General features: G+C 63.6%; 13 protein-coding genes and 1 tRNA gene. 7 read left to right on the forward strand and 7 right to left on the reverse strand.

The window, feature by feature from the left end:
* Nucleotides 1-56: 56 nt before the first annotated feature.
* The 6 genes from ACE3P9_RS10080 (at nt 57) to ACE3P9_RS10105 (ending at nt 6,543) form a co-directional block, all read left to right on the forward strand.
* Nucleotides 57-1,355 carry an efflux RND transporter periplasmic adaptor subunit gene (locus tag ACE3P9_RS10080; RefSeq protein ID WP_374493848.1) on the forward strand — a complete coding sequence of 433 codons (1,299 nt, stop codon included), beginning with the start codon at nt 57-59 and terminating at the stop codon, nt 1,353-1,355.
* A 1-nt stretch (nt 1,356) separates the two neighbouring features.
* On the forward strand, nt 1,357-2,988 hold the full coding sequence (locus tag ACE3P9_RS10085) for a DHA2 family efflux MFS transporter permease subunit (RefSeq protein WP_374493850.1): 1,632 nt from the start codon (nt 1,357-1,359) through the stop codon (nt 2,986-2,988).
* Nucleotides 2,989-3,075: 87 nt separating this feature from the next.
* Nucleotides 3,076-3,924 (forward strand): peptide chain release factor N(5)-glutamine methyltransferase, encoded by an 849-nt coding sequence (prmC, locus tag ACE3P9_RS10090; RefSeq protein WP_374493852.1) that lies wholly within the window; start codon nt 3,076-3,078, stop codon nt 3,922-3,924.
* A gap of 253 nt (nt 3,925-4,177) precedes the next feature.
* Nucleotides 4,178-4,504, forward strand: coding sequence for a Grx4 family monothiol glutaredoxin (gene grxD, locus ACE3P9_RS10095; protein WP_374493854.1), 327 nt, complete (start codon nt 4,178-4,180; stop codon nt 4,502-4,504).
* A gap of 386 nt (nt 4,505-4,890) precedes the next feature.
* Nucleotides 4,891-6,240: a hemolysin family protein gene (locus ACE3P9_RS10100; RefSeq protein WP_374493855.1), complete on the forward strand. Its 1,350-nt coding sequence runs from the start codon at nt 4,891-4,893 to the stop codon at nt 6,238-6,240.
* A gap of 224 nt (nt 6,241-6,464) precedes the next feature.
* Nucleotides 6,465-6,543 (forward strand) — tRNA-Ile (locus ACE3P9_RS10105).
* 167 nt (nt 6,544-6,710) lie between these two features.
* Here the strand turns inward: ACE3P9_RS10105 and dsr1 are convergent.
* From dsr1 to mltG, 7 genes are all read right to left on the reverse strand, one after another.
* On the reverse strand, nt 6,711-10,514 hold the full coding sequence (dsr1, locus tag ACE3P9_RS10110; protein ID WP_374493857.1) for an anti-phage defense-associated sirtuin Dsr1: 3,804 nt from the start codon (nt 10,512-10,514) through the stop codon (nt 6,711-6,713).
* 170 nt (nt 10,515-10,684) lie between these two features.
* Nucleotides 10,685-11,509, reverse strand: a complete 825-nt coding sequence (locus ACE3P9_RS10115) for an ankyrin repeat domain-containing protein (protein WP_374493859.1) — start codon at nt 11,507-11,509, stop codon at nt 10,685-10,687.
* A 48-nt stretch (nt 11,510-11,557) separates the two neighbouring features.
* On the reverse strand, nt 11,558-12,355 hold the full coding sequence (locus tag ACE3P9_RS10120; protein WP_374493861.1) for a TatD family hydrolase: 798 nt from the start codon (nt 12,353-12,355) through the stop codon (nt 11,558-11,560).
* A 278-nt stretch (nt 12,356-12,633) separates the two neighbouring features.
* The gene (locus ACE3P9_RS10125; protein WP_374493863.1) at nt 12,634-13,032 is read right to left on the reverse strand and encodes a PilZ domain-containing protein; all 399 of its coding nucleotides are present in this window, start codon (nt 13,030-13,032) and stop codon (nt 12,634-12,636) included.
* Between the two features lie 397 nt (nt 13,033-13,429).
* The gene (gene holB, locus ACE3P9_RS10130; RefSeq protein ID WP_374493865.1) at nt 13,430-14,524 is read right to left on the reverse strand and encodes a DNA polymerase III subunit delta'; all 1,095 of its coding nucleotides are present in this window, start codon (nt 14,522-14,524) and stop codon (nt 13,430-13,432) included.
* The gene (tmk, locus tag ACE3P9_RS10135) at nt 14,521-15,174 is read right to left on the reverse strand and encodes a dTMP kinase (protein ID WP_374493867.1); all 654 of its coding nucleotides are present in this window, start codon (nt 15,172-15,174) and stop codon (nt 14,521-14,523) included. The genes holB and tmk overlap by 4 nt, the downstream gene beginning before the upstream one ends.
* Nucleotides 15,175-15,177: 3 nt before the next feature.
* Nucleotides 15,178-16,164, reverse strand: coding sequence for an endolytic transglycosylase MltG (gene mltG / locus ACE3P9_RS10140; protein ID WP_374493869.1), 987 nt, complete (start codon nt 16,162-16,164; stop codon nt 15,178-15,180).
* A 141-nt stretch (nt 16,165-16,305) separates the two neighbouring features.
* Here mltG and ACE3P9_RS10145 point away from each other — a divergent pair, with 141 nt between their 5' ends.
* The gene (locus ACE3P9_RS10145; protein ID WP_374493870.1) at nt 16,306-17,379 is read left to right on the forward strand and encodes a folate-binding protein YgfZ; all 1,074 of its coding nucleotides are present in this window, start codon (nt 16,306-16,308) and stop codon (nt 17,377-17,379) included.
* Nucleotides 17,380-17,430 lie beyond the last annotated feature (51 nt).

Genomic DNA, 17,430 nt, shown 5'->3' on the forward strand with positions numbered 1-17,430 from the left:
CTCCATTTTTCGTTTTCCTCTTTTCCCCTCCTTCTTCCGGAAACCGCAGGCTCTCCATGACACAAGAAAAATCACCCGAAGAGACCCCTCCCCTGGCAGCCCCTGCCCCCTCTGCTGCCACGCCCCCCGAGACGGACAAGACTGCCGCTGCGCCCCAGAGCCCGCCCTCTGCCGCCGGAGCCACTGCATTCCATGAACACCTGAGCCGCAGCCAGAAGCGCCGCAAGGCCCTGGTGATCCTGGGCATGGTGCTGCTCGTGGCAGGCGTGGGAGTGCTGGCCTGGTACCTGCTCTTTGCCGAGTGGAACGAATCCACCGACGACGCCTACGTGCAGGGCGACATCGCCCAGATCAGCAGCCTGGTGCCAGGCACGCTCGTGAGCGTGCAGGTGCGCGACGGCGACAAGGTCGTGGCAGGCGACCGGCTGGCCCAGCTCGACCCCGCCGACACCGAACTCGCTCTGGCCGAAGCCAAGGCGGGCCTGGCCAACGCGGTGCGGCAATCCCATGGCCTCTACAACCAGGCCACCAGTGCCAGCAGCGAGCTCACCGCCCGCCGCCAGGCCTACCAGATTGCCCGCAACGACTACGAGCGCCGGCAGGCCCTGGCCAAGACAGGCGCTGTCTCGGCCGAAGAACTCGACCATGCCCGTCAGGCCTATGACGCCGCCCAGAGCGCCTACACCGTGGCGCAGGAGCACTACAGCGCCAGCAACGTGCTGGTGCAGGGCACGCGGGTCAGCACCCAGCCAGCCGTGGAGATGGCCGCCGCCAAGGTGCGCGTGGCCTACCTCAACGCCCAGCGCAACGCCATCCTCAGCCCGCTCACCGGCTACGTGGCCAAGCGCAGCGCCCAGGTGGGACAGCGCGTGCAGCCCGGTCAGGCCCTGATGGCGGTCGTGCCGCTGCAGGACGTGTGGGTGGATGCCAACTTCAAGGAAACCCAGCTCCACAAGCTGCGCATCGGCCAGACCGCCACCATCGTGAGCGATGTGTACGGCAGCAAGGTCACCTACAAGGCCCGCGTGGTCAGCCTCGGCGTGGGCACGGGCAGCGTGTTCTCGCTCCTGCCGGCCCAGAACGCCACCGGCAACTGGATCAAGATCGTGCAGCGCATTCCCGTGCGGGTGAACATCGAGGATGCGGCGCAGCTGCAGAAATATCCCTTGCGTCTGGGCATGTCGGTCACCGTCGATGTCGACATCCACGACCAGAACGGCCCCATGCTGGCCCAGAAGCCCCCCGTGCAGCCCGCCCAGCAGACCGATGTCTACCAGAAGCAGCTGCAGCAGGCCGATGCCCTGATCGCGCAGATCATCCGCGACAACCAGCCCGGCGCCGGCAAGGGGAAGTGACGTGTCCGCCGCTCAAGCGACCGCCGACAACGCCGCCCCTGCACCGGCCCCCCCGGCAGACCAGCGGGGCCATGCAGAGCCGGCGCACGGCCTGCATGCCGACGTGCCGGCCTTCGTGCCAGCCAACTTCGGGCTCACGGCTTTCGGGCTGTGTCTGGCCACCTTCATGCAGGTGCTCGACACCACCATCGCCAACGTGTCCCTGCCCACCATCGCAGGTAACCTTGGCGTGAGCATCAGCCAGGGCACCTGGGTCATCACCTCGTTTGCCGTCTCCAATGCCATCGCGCTGCCGCTCACCGGCTTCCTGAGCCGGCGGTTCGGCGAAGTGCGGCTCTTTGTCTGGGCCACGATGCTGTTCTCGCTCGCCTCGTTCCTGTGCGGCATCTCGACCAACATGACGGAGCTGATCTTCTTCCGTGCCCTGCAGGGTGCGGTGGCCGGCCCCATGTACCCCATCACCCAGACGCTGCTGATCTCCCTGTTCGCGCCCTCCAAGCGAGGCATGGCCATGGCGCTTCTTGCCATGGTGACGGTGGTGGCGCCGATTGCCGGCCCACTGCTCGGCGGCTGGATCACGGACAACTACTCGTGGGAATGGATCTTCATCATCAACGTGCCCATCGGCCTGTTCGCCAGCGCTGTCATCGCGTGGCAGATGAGCCACCGCAAGGTCGTCACCGAACGTCCCCGGATGGACTACGTGGGTCTTGCCACCCTGGTGCTCGGCGTCGGAGCCCTGCAGATCGTGCTCGACATCGGCAACGACCATGACTGGTTCAACTCCACGCAGGTCATCCTGCTCACGGTCGTCTCGGTCGTCAGCCTGACCGTGTTCCTCATCTGGGAACTCACGCAGGAAGACCCCATCGTCGACCTGCGCCTGTTCAAGCACCGCAACTTCCGCAACGGCACCATTGCGCTTGTGGTGGCCTTCTCGGGCTTCTTTGCCATCGGCCTCATCGTGCCGCTGTGGGTGCAGCGCATCATGGGCTACAACAGCATGTGGTCCGGCATGGCCACGGCCCCCATCGGGGTGCTGCCCATCCTGCTCACCCCCTTCGTGGGCAAGTACGCCACCCGCACCGACCTGCGGCTGCTGGCCACCTGTGCCTTCATCGTCATGTCGCTGACCTCGTTCTACCGGGCCACGTTCTACACCGAGGTGGATTTCTTCCACGTCGCCATGGCGTCGTTCATGCTGGGCATGGGCGTGGCACTGTTCTTCATGCCGATGATGACCATCCTGCTGTCCGACCTGTCCCTGCGGGAAATTCCGGCCGGCTCCGGCCTCTCCACCTTCCTGCGCACGCTGGGCGGCAGCTTCTCGGCCAGCATCATCAGCTTCATGTGGGACCACCGCGCCATCACCCACCATGCACACCTGGCCGAACACATCTCGGTCTATGATCCCGTGGCCAGCCAGACCGTGCAGCAGCTCTCCACCCAGATGGGGCAGCCGGGGGCGCTCGCGCTGGTCAACCAGCTCATCACCCAGCAGGCCTACCAGCTCTCGTTCAATGAGCTGTTCCACGCCCTGGGCTGGGTCTTCCTGCTGCTGATTCCGCTCATCTGGCTCACCAAGCCTCCCTTCACGCCCAAGATCGGCGGTGCGCCAGGCGGGGGACACTGAAGGCTCCGATCGCATCGGCTCCCACCCCGAAGCGGGCCCCCTCTCCAGGGGGCCTGCTCTCCTGTCCCTGTCGCCCGCCCCATGCCCATGACGCCCTCCCCCACCATCGCCGCCACCCTGCAGGATGCTGCCCGACAGGGACTGGCCCGGCTCGATGCACAGCTCCTGCTGCTCGAAGCACTCGGGCAGCCTGCGGACACCGGGCGCGCCTGGCTGCTGGCACATGACACCGACGTACTGCCCCCAGAGGCCCTTGCCCGCTGGCAGAACCTTCTTGTGCGGCGGCTCGATGGCGAACCCGTGGCCTACCTGCTCGGGCGCCACGAGTTCTACGGCCTCCTGCTGCACGTCGATGCCCGTGTGCTCGACCCCCGCCCCGACACCGAAACCCTGGTGGACTGGGCGCTGGAACTGCTGCCCGACCTGGGCCCTGCTCCCGTGGTCGCCGACCTGGGCACCGGCAGCGGCGCCATTGCCTGCGCCCTGGCACACCATGCCCCGCAGGCCACCGTCTGGGCCACCGATGCCAGCGCCGATGCCCTCGCCGTCGCCCGCAGCAACGCGCAGCGCCTGCATCTCCCCATCCAGTTCGCCCAGGGCTCCTGGCTCCAGGCGCTCGATGGGCGCATCGCCTCTGCGCTGTCGCTCATCGTGAGCAATCCGCCCTACATCCGCGCTGACGATCCCCACCTCGCTGCCCTGCGTCACGAGCCCCTGTCGGCCCTGGCCAGCGGGGCGGATGGGCTCGACGACATCCGTTCCCTCATCTCCCAGGCCCCAGCGCGGCTCGCCCCCGGCGGCTGGCTGCTCCTGGAACACGGCTACGATCAGGCCCCCGCCGTGCAGCATCTGCTGCACGAGGCCGGATACTCCAGAGTGCAGAGCCGCACCGACCTGGCCGGCATCGCACGCTGCACCGGCGGCCAAATCGGCTGAAGCAGCCCCGCAACTGACGGCAGACAAGCCCTCGCGCCACAGCTGTATTGCCGATCCACGATAATGGAGCATGCCGCGTCTGCGCCGGCACGGGTCCTTGCCCGGCCTGCAGCACGCCCGCAGCACCCCGTGCATTCGGGCCGCCGTGAACCCCCAGGGTTCCGCGCACCATGCCCGTGCCTGCTCGTGGTCCTGCCGTCTGCGCCGGACACTACAGGCTTTTTCCTTCTTTTTCTATCCTGCACCACACACCATGAGCGACACCCAGCAACGCATCGACACCCTCGTCAAGACCCACCCCATCGTGCTGTTCATGAAGGGCACCGCCAGCTTCCCCATGTGCGGCTTCTCGGGGCGCGCCATCCAGATTCTCAAGGCCTGCGGCGTCGACACCAAGCAGATCCAGACCGTCAACGTGCTCGAAGACGACGCCATCCGCCAGGGCATCAAGGAATACAGCAACTGGCCCACCATTCCCCAGCTCTTCGTGAACGGCGAATTCATCGGCGGCTCGGACATCATGATGGAAATGTACGAAAGCGGCGAACTCCAGCAGCTGCTCCAGCCCAAGGCCGCCTGATTCTGCTGCCGCCCTCTTCTGTTCTGTTCCGCGCCCCGCTGGCGTCACCTGTGCCGCCCCTCCAGCCATGCACTGCTTACCGTGCATCGGGACATCCGGGCGGTGGTCACGGCAGAATGTGGCAGAACGGAACGGAACGAGGCAACCCGGCCACTCCGTTCCCCATGCCAGCTCCGCAGCCGCTGGCATTTCCTCTTGCGGCATCGCGTGGTCGCGGGTAGCCTTGTTCTCTGGACGAGAGGGCATGGCGGGTTCCCGCTCCCCCTCTATTCCTCGTTCTCTCATTCACCCTCCACCATCCGCCATGGCAGGTTTCTCGCAAGTCTCCTTGCGGGCAGCCCGGGCCATGATCCCGGGGCCCCCGGCCCCTTCCACATTGTGATTACATGACTTTTCTTCAGGACCTGCTCGTCATCTTTGCCCTCATCATCGCCTCGGCGTTCTTTGCCATCGCCGAAATCTCGCTTGCCGCCTCGCGCCGCGTGCGCCTGCGACAACTGGCCGATGACGGAGATGCACGCGCAGAGCGGGTCCTGACCGTGCAGGAGCAGCCCGGCTACTACTTCACCGCCGTGCAGGTCGGCGTCAACGCCATCGCCATCCTGGCCGGCGTGGTAGGCGAAGGCAGCCTCTCCCCCTGGCTCGACTCGATGCTCTCCTACACCTCGCTGCCAGCCCACCTGATCGGCCCCGTCAGCGCCACGCTCTCCTTCGTGCTCGTCACATCGTGCTTCATCCTGTTTGCCGACCTGCTCCCCAAGCGCATCGGCATGACCGAACCCGAAGTGCTGGCCGTCTGGCTCATCGGCCCCATGCACGTCGTCGTGCGGCTGCTCATGCCGCTCGTCTGGCTCTACAGCCGCACCGCCGACCTCTTTCTGCGCCTGTGGGGCATCCCCACCCAGCGCGACGACCGCGTCACCCCCGACGACATCCTCTCCCTGGCCGAAGCCGGCGCCCAGTCCGGCACGCTCGACCGCAGCGAGCAGCAGGTCATCGAAAACGTCTTCGAGCTCGACAGCATCACCGTGGCCAGCGCCATGACCACCCGCGACCGCATCGCCTGGTTCGACCTCAACGACTCCGACGCCCTCATCCGCGCCCGCATCACCGAGGAGCCCTTCTCCACCTACCCCGTGGTCGACGGCGACCTCGACCACGTGGTCGGCTACGTCGACGCCAAGGACCTCTTCCAGCGCGCCCTCAAGAACGAACCCCTCTCCCTGCACGAGCCCAACCTGCTCCACAAGGTCCTCATCGTCCCCGACCAGCTCACCCTCTCCGAAGTCCTCACCCAGTTCCGGCAGGTGCACGAGGACTTCGCCGTCGTCATCAACGAATACAGCATCATCGTCGGCGTCGTCACCCTCAACGACGTCATGAGCACCGTCATGGGCGACCTCGTCTCCCTCGACGAAGAAGAACTCATCGTGCGCCGCGACGACAACTCCTGGCTCATCGACGGCATCACCCCCATCTCCGACGTCATGCGCGCCCTCGGCATCGACAGCCTGCCCCACGAAGGCAGCTACGAAACCCTGGCCGGCTTCCTCATGACCATGCTGCGCCGCCTGCCCAAGCGCACCGACTGCGTCCAGTTCGAGAACTACACCTTCGAAGTCATGGACGTCGACAGCTACCGCATCGACCAGGTCATGGTCACCCGCACCCCCGAAGCCTCTGCCACCACCGCCCCCCTCTCCCCGCTCGCCGCCCTCGGACAGAGCAGCAGCTGAACCAGACAGGCAACGCCCCCACGCTGACGCGCCTTATGCCGGTTCCTGCCTTCCGCATCCCTTACAATGCACAGTTGATCTGATTTCTTCCTTTCCCGCGCCCACAAGGCGCAGGCACTGCAGAAACCAGCGGCATGACCAGCCACCCGCGCGGCCCCATGCCCCGCCGCCCCTCCGTCAGGCGTCCCTATCCAGCACCTCACGGAGCGCGGCAACCCCACCCAGGGCCTCTAGCTCATGCCTGGTTAGAGCAGCGGACTCATAATCCGTTGGTGCCGAGTTCGACTCTCGGGGGGCCCACCAATTTAAGAAAGCCAGCCTTGCGCTGGCTTTTTCTTTATATGCGGTGGTCACCACCAGCGCTGATACAAATTCAAGCATATTTAAATATTTCACCTACCAGCAAAACTGGATTCTTTATAACTTTCACCTCAGCATTTTCTCCGTTTGATCAGTGCACACGTGGAATTTTAAATATTAAATCGTCGTGCGATTTCATTGAGCTTTTTGAGTCTGCGATCTTTTAGCAAATTGGGCGCTGCGTTGCCGATATCATCAAGACAGTTACGAAGTTCCGATGGCAACCACGCAGGGTCGTCACCTAAGATGATAAATAATAACTGCAGCGCGTCTTCTGGAAAACGGGCGGATAGGCCATATTTCTGTAACTGATGAATCACATCGTTGGGATCTTGTACGACTCGCAACCAATTTCCGACTGCCTTCATCGCCGATGGGAACTCTGTCCCTGTCTTGATGCAAAGGCGAGCCAGCAACGCCGCATTAGCATTCACCACCTGATCATTCGAATTTGGCCAGATCTTTTCCCAAAAAGGAAAAACTCGGTTCTTCCAATAATTTTCGCGTTGATCTCCTGCACTTTCCTGCGCTCTCTCTAGTGCATGAGCCGAGGCACGCAAACCATCGGCAGGAAGTGCGCGAATGGCTGTAGCCAGCTGCTTTATGGTGAATATTTCACAAAAATCAAGTGCAGCAAATGTCAGGAACTCTGCGAACTGATATTTTTGTTCGCCAAGCTGCGAATAATGATTCACTGTATCAAGCAGAGCAGGCTTGATCGCTTCCATCCATGGGCGATAAAGCCGTGGTGACCAAAGGAAACCTTGCCACGCAGCCTGCGCTTCGGTTTCGGAACGATTCCAGTCAAACAGCGGTAGGAGATACTGCTCTGACCAAGCCTGATCCACTTGAAACAATAAGAGAGCATGTGCCGCCAACCATACCCGACCGTGCCTGAACTTGGTAACCTGCGTATCGCAAAGCTCCGTCAAAATTGATTTGATTGATTCTGGCAACCCTTGTTCATTTTCTGGTTTTCTGCGGCTCCACCAATCCAGCAATGCCCGCGTCACATAGCCAATAGGGTGATTGAGAGCATGTAAGACCGGATCATCAGTGTTTTCGTCATTATTAAAATCCAACTGCAAGATGCATTGGGCCAGCATCAGGAAGTGATCCTCGTGGCCCTCGAAGGTTTTCGCCACGGCTTGCAACCACCAACCGATGCCGTGAGACAAGGCTTGCACCAAGTCATCAGGGGCGCCGACGACAACTGGGGCCATGAAGTGCCACGAGCGATCGCGCAGCTTTTCTTCCGCCCAGGCTTGCAGCGCATCGCGCCAGCGTTCGACCGGCCAATTGTTCTGCTGCGCGAGCTTGCACAAGGCGTAGGCCGTTGCCTGAAACATCTCCGAGCACAGCTTGCGCCAGTCGTCCTGCTGCGAGTCTTCCAGAACGGGATGAGCCAACAGATAGTTCAGCACCCCACGCCTCGTGCGTGGAATAGGAGTGAACTGCTTCCACGGATCGTGATCACCGATAAAAATATCTCCCACCCAGATAGGAAATTCGTCACTCTCATCCACTGCAAGCTGCCAGGGGTACTGCGCTGAAAGGGAGTCGAGCTGCGACCGTGCTGCTTGACTGAGCGTTGCGCCTGCTTGGGCCATTTTCGCAAGCCGCAGCCATACGCCGCGATCGACGATGTTGTTCCAAACACCGGGCTCGATATCTGTGCGGTACAGATCGCGTGGCGGCCCAAAAAGAATGGCCTGCTCCAGCTCGGCCAACATCTTGGCATCCAGTTGCGATGCCAAAGAAACCAGCAGACGCATGGTTTCGCGCCTGGTTTCTTCCGACCAGAGCCACCGCCGCTCATCCGCCAATAGCCAATCAAGCGCCTGTCGAAGCGGAATGACACGCTCCTGCGCGGCGGCAAACAGCGCGAGGCGTCGGAATACTGGATATGCCCCGTGCGCCCAGGTCTCCGCCACGATTCGCGCCCGTTCAGGCGACTTCATGGCGGCAGCCAACCACGCATCGCGGGTCAGTTCGATTAACGCTGTCCAGTCGTGAAAATCCTTGTTCTGTGAGTGATCTGAAATCGAAGGTTGATGGACATACGAATGATCATTTTCGCTATCCACACCACCAAGATCACGCATCAGATCGAATGCATCGCGCAGCAAGGCGCTGAAGTCGTCCAGCAGTTCCGGCAGTGCCGCCATCCACTGTTCGTTCTTGGACATGTCCCGCAGAGCATAATGAACATGATCTGATGCCAGCACGATTTCCCATTCCACAATACCCTTGATGTGATCCTGCGCTTCGTCATCGTCGTCGCCGTCCGTGCCAGGCCAGCGGAACGGCTCACGCAGCGACAGGCAAGGTGTCAATGTCTCCCGAAGAGCCAAGCGCACGCTGGCGGTCAACCCATCGCGCTTGAATTGATCGCGCCAACGGTAGAGGCTTAGATTCCGCATCCTGGATTTCACAAGCCCATTGAGCAACAAGCGCCAGAGAGTTCGCATCGCAGGACGGGGAATGGCGTGTGGTGCATTTACTTGAATGCGATCTAATTCGGCAGTGTTGCCGTCGTTGACGAGCTTATCCAGTTCATCGAAACGGTATTCGATCAACCCGATCAATCGGTTGTGCAATTGGCTACCTCGCTTGACCAGCCAGATCAACAGCTTTGGGTCGTCGAGGTGACGGAGCAGCCAACGGGCCAGTTGGTTCATCACCGAATCCCAATCCTTGCTGCGATGTCCAACATCAACAATGCTCATCCACGGCGCGAGTGAGTACGGAGTAGGCCTGTTGATCAAGCTGTAGGCGAGCTGATCGTCCACATGCGTTTGGGGCGTCACGTTGAATCGTACTAAATCGACATGGTGATAAAGTTCCTCACACAATGGCCCCAACCATTCCAGCGACGGTACGGGATTGAGCTCTGCAAACCGCTTTGCGGGTAAGCCCCCCGGATCACTCAGCGCCCACAGCATCCGTCCGACGAAATTGTCCTGCTTCGTGCTCGCCAAGGGCTTGGCCATGGAGCATTCGACAACGATACGTTCCTTGCCGCGAACGCCGTCGCGATAAGTATTGGCCCAAGCGCACAGGGTCTTGTGTAAATAGGCGTGATGCCAGTGCTCGCGGTAGAGAATAGGGGTGACATTCTTCGCCTTCCATTCGCTGGCGCGATCGACCTCCTTGCCTCTGGAATAGCTGCCGAAGGCGAACATCTCCGGCGGAGATTCCCCCAGTAAACGGTCGGCGGCCAATGCATCCATCATGTAGCGCAACACGGGATCGTTGATGCTGTATCCAACGAAGCAGACGGTGAAGTTGCGGAACAACTCGCTCACGAAACGAGCGGCCCAGCGTTCTGTCAGGTAGGCCAGCCCAAAGTCCCCGCTGGAAACCACGAGCCGATCCAGATCGTTTGCAGTTGTTTCCTTGGGGGGCAACAGACCGTGCAGATACACCAAGCCGTCCCATCTGGTCTTCGGTACTGGGAGCAGGGGCGCCTTGAAGGCTGGAAACGATAGCGATTTCGCCGCCCTGACTTCCTCGAACAGGCGGTCGAAATTGGTTGTAATGAGTCGTGTGCAACCCTCGCGATTCTGGGCCAATGTCAGTATGGCTTCGTGTGTAGCCGTCGCGTTCGGGGCCATGGGGTTGTCAGGCGTAAGAATCTTTGCCAGTGCACTACGCACTTTTCCTCGGCCACCGACGACATCCGCTTCCAACAGGCCAATGGCGGTGTCGAACTGCCCGGCCTTGATCGCGGACAACTGGACTGGATCAGGCTCGACCGAAAGGGCCTCATAGAGCTTGTCCACCAGCCCGGAAAATCCGGGTAGCCCTGCGGGGTAGGAAATGCCTGCACCGCAGAAAAACACGACACGTCCGTCTTCGTGCGCCTGTAACAAGCGTTCAGGAATTTCAGGACCGCTGCGGACAAACTGCATTTAGGAATCCAGTCAAAAATTGTTCCAATGAGTGTGGAGGTGATTATTTTTTCGAACTAATTGGCATTTTGCATAGGGCTCATGCCTTAACAAACCACAACGAAATCGCTATTCGATGGCACGATTCCAACAAGCATGCGTATCACTGCAAGCCTCTGGAGACGCAAAACTTAACGGCTAGCACTTGCCGCAGGCGCCACCGCTGGAGCCACTGGCAGCGCTGGTTGCTGCGGGGGCGGTTCCTGACCTTCGGGGTAGATCAGGGGCACGGGGGCGGAGTCGAGGGGGATTTGTTCGCCCTTGAGCACGGCTTCCTGGGCGGGGGTGAGGGGAGCCAGGGGGCGGACGTGGGTGCCGGGGTCGGGGCGGCGGGCCTGGGCGCGGGTGATGAGGTCGATGCTTTCGGCGTTGCCGCCCATCCTGGCAAAGTCGAGCGCGGTGAGGCCGAGTCGGTTGCGGGTCCAGGGATCGGCGCCCTTGTCGAGCAGGAACTGCACGCCCTCGCTGCCGCCGTAGCGGGCAGCCATCATGAGGGGGGTGGTTTCGTTGGGCGACATGGCGTCGATGTAGGCATCGCGCGCGAGCAGCATCTGCATGATGTCGAGGTTGGAGCGCGTGGCGGCGTAGTGCAGGGGCGACCAGCCGGGCTTGTTGGTGGCGGCTCCCTTGAGGATGAGTTCACGGGCCAGGTCAGTCTGGTCGGTGATGATGGCCATCATGAGCGGGGTCTCGCCCGCGCGGTTGGCCGCGTTGAGCCGGGTGCCGCGCCAGCCGAGCAGCACGGGCAGGACCTTCATGGATTTTTCGTGGATGGCGATGGTGAGGGCGGTGTGGCCTTCGGAGTCGACGGCGTTGACATCGACGCCCTGCCCGAGCAGGTTCTGCACGGTGACATCGCTGTCGCGGCGGGTGGCGGTGACAAGGTCATCCACCGGGCCGGCGAGCGCGAGCGATACGCTGCCTGCAGCAAGTAGGGCACAGAGGAGTTTCTTCATGGGAGGCATCCTGGACTGAAGGAAAGGCAGGCGGAACGCAAAAAGCGCTCAGGCCCGGGGACGGAAAAGGCGGTCGAAATTGGCGGAGGTGACTTCGGCAATGTGCTCCACGCTTTCTTCGCGCACTTCGGCAAGCTGCTGCGCCACAAAGGGCACCCAGGCGGGGGTATTGACCTTGCCCCGGTAGGGCACGGGGGCCAGATAGGGGCTGTCGGTTTCGATCAGGAGCCGGTCGGCCGGGACCCAGCGTGCCACGTCGCGCAGGTGCTGGGCGTTCTTGAAGGTGACGATGCCGGAAAACGAGATGTAGAACCCGAGTTCCAGCGCGGCGCGGGCCACGGCTTCGGTTTCGGTGAAGCAATGGAACACGCCACCGGCCGCGCCGGTGCTCCCGTCCTCGCCCTCTTCCCGCAGGATGGCGAGGGTGTCGTCCGAGGCGCTGCGGGTATGGATGACGAGCGGCTTGCCAAGCTGGCGTGCGGCCCGGATGTGGGTACGGAAACGGTCGCGCTGCCATTCCATGTCGGCGATGCTGCGTCCTTCGAGCCGGTAGTAGTCGAGCCCGGTTTCGCCGACGGCGAGCACTCGGGGCAGGCTGCCCAGTGCCACCAGCTCCGGCAGGGTGGCTTCGCGGGCGTCGTCGGTGTCGGGATCGGGGTGCAGGCCCACGGTGGCCCAGAAGTTGTCGTATTGCAGGGCGAGTGCATGCACCTCGTCGAATTCCTCCAGCGTGGTGCTGACGATCAGGGCCCGATCGACCTGGGCCTGTGCCATGGCTTCGCGGATGGCGCCCATCTGGTGACGCAGGGAGGGATCATTGAGATGGCAATGGGAATCGACGTACATGGCAGACACGAACTGAAAATGAAGCAAGGGCGGGCTGCGTCACAGTGCCCGAGGAGAGTGGTGCAGGGATTTTGATTATCCTGCGCCGGACGCATACGGAACGGAGACGGGCGCGGGGACACGACGGCCTGAAGCTGCCCTGCCCTCCGCTGCCCGTCCTCGCGCGGGCGGTGACTGCGAGGGTGGAGATGGCGCCGTGCGTGGATGCCGGGTGAGGGCCTAAATCAACCCGCGGGGCTTGGCAGACAGGCGGCTTGCTGATGGCCGGCCCCGTTCTGTCACATGGTCTGGGTTTCGCGCTCAGAGCCCAGATGGGCGCCGAGGATGCTTTCGATCTTGGCGCAGAGGCGCTCCGAGAGTTCGCCCGGCGGAAACTGCACCCCCACGCCCTGCACACGCTTGTGCATGGCGCGAGGCGGCGTCCACCACACCACTTTGCCGTGAATGGGGTAGCGCTCGTCGCCAGCCAGGGCTTCGGGCAGGGCCAGCATGATGAACACCTCGTCGCCCAGCCGGAGTTCCTTGTTGGTGGGCACAAAGACGCCACCGCCCTTGATCATCGACATGTAAGTGGCGTAGAGCAGTCCCTTTTCCTTGATGTGGAAGGGAATGACCACGGCTCTGTCGGTGGGAGACAGCGTGGAGTCTGGCGAGAGAGAGGGAGCAGATGATTCCATGAATACGGCAACAACCTTCGGAAGGAAAGACGACCCCGATGTGAGGAGTGGCCATCGTGCGGCCCGCGCATGCACCCATGCTAACAAAAACCCCTGCAGGGTGAACGCCCAGCCCCGCCTGTGCGGGACGCAGCGAGGCAGAAATGCACGTTCACGCTCAAGGCAAACTGGCGCAGGGAACAAGGAGCGGAAAACCAGCGACGGTGATCTGCGAAGGACATGCAGGGAACGATGAATGTCCCGTCCCGGGCCCTGCACTCTACCAGCCCTGCATCCCATGCTCTTTTTCTGCTCTCCCCTGCTTTCTTTGCCTTGCCCCTGCCACGTCTTTCCGTGTGCCGAGGGGGCGCTCGCGCTCAGGCAGCGTCTGGCGACATCAGGCGATGGCTGGCTGAGACTACCGCGTGGATCGGGCGGCAGGCCGTCCCGTACCACGCAGGACCTGTGCGGCCTTGCCCACCAGGTCTTCCAGAAAGAGCCCGGGCTGATAGGGGTGCTCGGCCGAGCGCAGATCCTGTGCCAGATCCTTGCCCCACTGGGTGAGCCGGCGCCAGTCCGGCAGAGCCGTGGCGGCAGGCAGCGCGGCTGCGTCGAAAAACCGGGGCGTACCTCCTCCACGCACACTCAGGGCGTCATGGCAGAGCTTCTGGAGCACACCGATGACCTGCGCTGGAGACAGCTGCGCAAAGGGCTGCACCTGTCCGGCGCGGGCTGCTTCGGGCAGCGCCTGCCAGGTGCGAGCCGTCATGCCGGCACGGTGCCAGGCCAGGGCATCGTCTGGGCGTCCGCCCGCTGCGTGCAGCAGGCCGGAGGCATCGACTTCGGCCAGCCCCTGCAGCTGCAGCCATGCCAGCGATTCCTGCTCGGTAGGCCAGCGCATGGTGTGGGTCATGCAGCGGCTGCGGATGGTGGGCAACAGCAGGTGCGCAGCCTCACTGGCCAGCACGAAGCGCACGTCGCCCGGAGGCTCTTCCAGGGTCTTGAGCAGGGCGTTGGCCGTGACCGGATTCATGCGCTCGGCGGGATACACCACCACCACCTTGCCACGCCCACGGCTGCTCGTGCGCTGCGAGAACTCGATGGTGTCACGCATGGCTTCGACGCGGATTTCCTTGCTGGGCTTGCGCTTTTTGTCGTCGAGCTCCTTTTGGAGTTTCTCGTCGAGCGGCCAGCCGCGTTCGAGCATCTGGGTCTCTGGCATCAGCACGCACAGATCCGGGTGCGTGCGCACGGCGATGGCATGGCAGCTCTCGCAATGGCCACAGGCGGTCGCGTCCGGCTGGGGACTGTCGCACAGCCAGGCTTCGGCCAGGGCCTGCGCCAGAGCGTACTGCCCCAGTCCCGAAGGCCCCTGCAGCAGCCAGGCGTGTCCACGCTGCTGCAGGAGCTCTCCCAGCTGGCGCTGCAGCCAGGGAGCCTTCTGCACGCCAGGGGTCGCCAGCCCCCCGGCACTCCTGTCCGCCGGAGCCACAGAGCGTGCTGCCGTGCTCATGCCAGCCACCCCTGTGCCCGCAGGCTGGCATGCACCTGCTCCCAGACGTCGTGGGGCGCACGGGTGGCGTCGATGCGGACAAAACGGGCCGCACATTCCTGCGCCCGACGCCGGTAGGCCTGGGCCACCCGATCGAAGAAGGCAGAGGTCTCGGCCTCGAATCGGTCGGGCGCGCGCGTGCCCGCCAGGCGCTGGGCCGCCATGGCGGAGGGCAGATCGAACCACAGGGTCAGATCGGGCTGTGCATCCGGCTGGCCGGGGAGCCGGACGACCTCGGCCTCCAGCCGCTGCAGAAAGGTCCAGTCGACTCTGCGCCCGCCGCCCTGATAGGCAAAGCTCGCATCGGCAAAGCGGTCGCTGATCACCACGTCTCCACGCGCCAGCGCGGGGCCGATCACCTCCAGCACATGGTTGCGGCGAGCCGCAAAGACGAGCAGTGCCTCGGCCACGGGGTCCATGTCACGGTGGAGCACCAGGGCGCGCAGCTCCTCGGCAAGCGGCGTGCCGCCCGGCTCGCGGGTCTGCACCACAGTGCGGCCCGCTTTACGGAAAGCCTCCACCAGGGCTTCGACATGGGTGGTCTTGCCAGCACCGTCGATGCCCTCGAAGCTGATGAACAGGCCCTTGCGGATGGGGGACAGGTTGCTCATGGGTCAGTTCTTTCCGCGGATGTACTTGTTCACGGCCTGGTTGTGCTGGTGCAGCGAATCACTGAATTCGCTGGTGCCATCGCCGCGCGACACAAAGTACAGCGCGCTGGAATCGGCCGGGTGGGCTGCGGCTTCGAGCGAGGCCTCGCTGGACAGGGAGATGGGGGTCGGGGGCAGACCGGCGCGGGTGTAGGTGTTGTAGGGAGTGTCGCGGGTGAGGTCTTCCTTGCGCAGGGTGCCTTCGTATGCCGTCCCCATGCCATAGATCACGCTGGGATCGGTCTGCAGCCGCATGCCCTTGCGCAGCCGGTTGACAAACACGGCCGCCACCATGGAACGGTCGGCGGAATGCCCCGTCTCCTTCTCGACGATGCTGGCGAGCTTGAGCAGGTCGTAGGGAGTCTGCAGGGGCAGGTCGGCCTTGCGGCCCTGCCAGGCGTCGTCGACCTTGCGGTCCATGGCGTGCAGGGACAGCTTGAGAATGTCCAGGTCGGAGGTGTGCTTGACGTACTTGTAGGTATCGGGGAAAAACATCCCCTCGGGGCGCACGTCGGGCCGATCGAGCGCCTTCATCAGGTCGGCGTCGCTCATGGCGGCAGTATCGTGCCGCAGGGCATCTGCGGCGGCCAGCGCTGCACGCACCTGTCTGAAGTTCCAGCCCTCGCCCAGACGCACCTTGCGCATGGCGAATTCGCCGCGCATGAGCCGGCGCAGCAGGGAACGCAGGGAATCGCCCCTGCGGACTTCATAAGGGCCGGCCTTGAATCCGGTGGTGCGCGAACCAAGCCGCAGCCACCACTTCAGCACCTCGGGGGAAACCTGCACCCCTCCGGCCACGGCCGCGCGGCTGATTTCATCAGGGCCATCGCCCGTGTGCACCTGCAGATCCACCACGGGATGCGAGAGATGCAGGGGGCGGCCGCTCCACCAGTACACGCCCCCGGCAGCCAGAGCCAGGGCAACCACAACAGCCACGACTATTTTGCGCACGCGCTATCCTTGTCAGCAGATTTGCAGCCCCTCGCCCGTGCGGCAGAATGCCGGCACGCCCGCGAGGCAAGCCTCCGGGCCGTGGCAGCATTGCGCCTCGCGGACGCGCGGCGATCGAAAAGACCCACATCATAATTCACCATGACAGACACTCCCTTCACCCCCGTGGCCAATCCTCCCGTGATCGGGCATACCCTCTGCGACGGCTTCGTCGATCTCGGCACCTCCGACTCTCCCTGGGGCCTGATCGGCGTGCGCGGAGCCGATGCCACACGCTTCCTGCACAGCCAGACCACCAATGACTTCGCCCTGCTGCGTGCTGACGAGGCCCGCCTTGCCGGCTACTGCAGCCCCAAGGGGCGCCTGCTCGCCAGCTTCGTGGCCCTGCGCGTGTCCGACGAGGGGGCCGAGGAGCCCCACTACCTGCTCATCTGCCGCAGGAATCTGGTGGCCGCGGTACTCAAGCGCCTGCGCATGTACGTGCTGCGCAGCAAGGTGCAGATCGAGGACGCCACCGGCAGCATGGGGCTCCATGGCCTGCTGGGCGATGTGGCCCAGCAGGCATGGCAGGCTGCCCCGAACGCCCCGGCATGGACACCGTGGACCCACGCCCGGCAGACCCTGGCCTCCGGCGGCACCCGGCATCTGGTGGTCGCCTATCCAGCTGCCCAGATGGATGCCGCATTGCCCCGGGCCTGGTGCCTGCAGCCGCTCGATGCGCCCCGGCCCGAAGGACAGGCTCTGCCCTTGTCCGACTGGGAATGGGCAGAAGTGCGCAGCGGTGTCGCCATGGTCGCGGCCGAGACGCAGGAAGCCTTTGTGCCCCAGATGCTCAACTACGAAAGCGTGGGGGGTGTCAACTTCAAGAAGGGCTGCTATCCCGGCCAGGAGGTGGTGGCCCGCAGCCAGTTCCGGGGAGCCATCAAGCGCCGGGCCTACGTGGCTCTGGCTGCAGCCGACGCCGATACCCCTACCCCCTTGCCGGGCACGGAAATCTGGTCCGTGCCCACCGCGGCTGACGCCCAGGAAGCCGAGGTGTGCGGCCTGGTGGCGCAATGCGCACGGGCCGAGCATGGCATGGCCCTGATTGCCGAGCTCCGCATCGAATCGGCCGACCAGGCTGCTCACGGCACCTGCGAGCTGCATGTGGGTGCCCCCGAAGGAGCCGAGCTGCTGCTGCAGCCGCTGCCCTACCCGCTGCGCGAAGACATCTGATCGGCCAGGGTGCCGGGCGAGCCACCCGAGCCCGGCGCCATGGCAGGGCCT

Source organism: Allobrachymonas sp. (assembly GCF_041912815.1).
Taxonomy (GTDB): domain Bacteria; phylum Pseudomonadota; class Gammaproteobacteria; order Burkholderiales; family Burkholderiaceae_C; genus Brachymonas.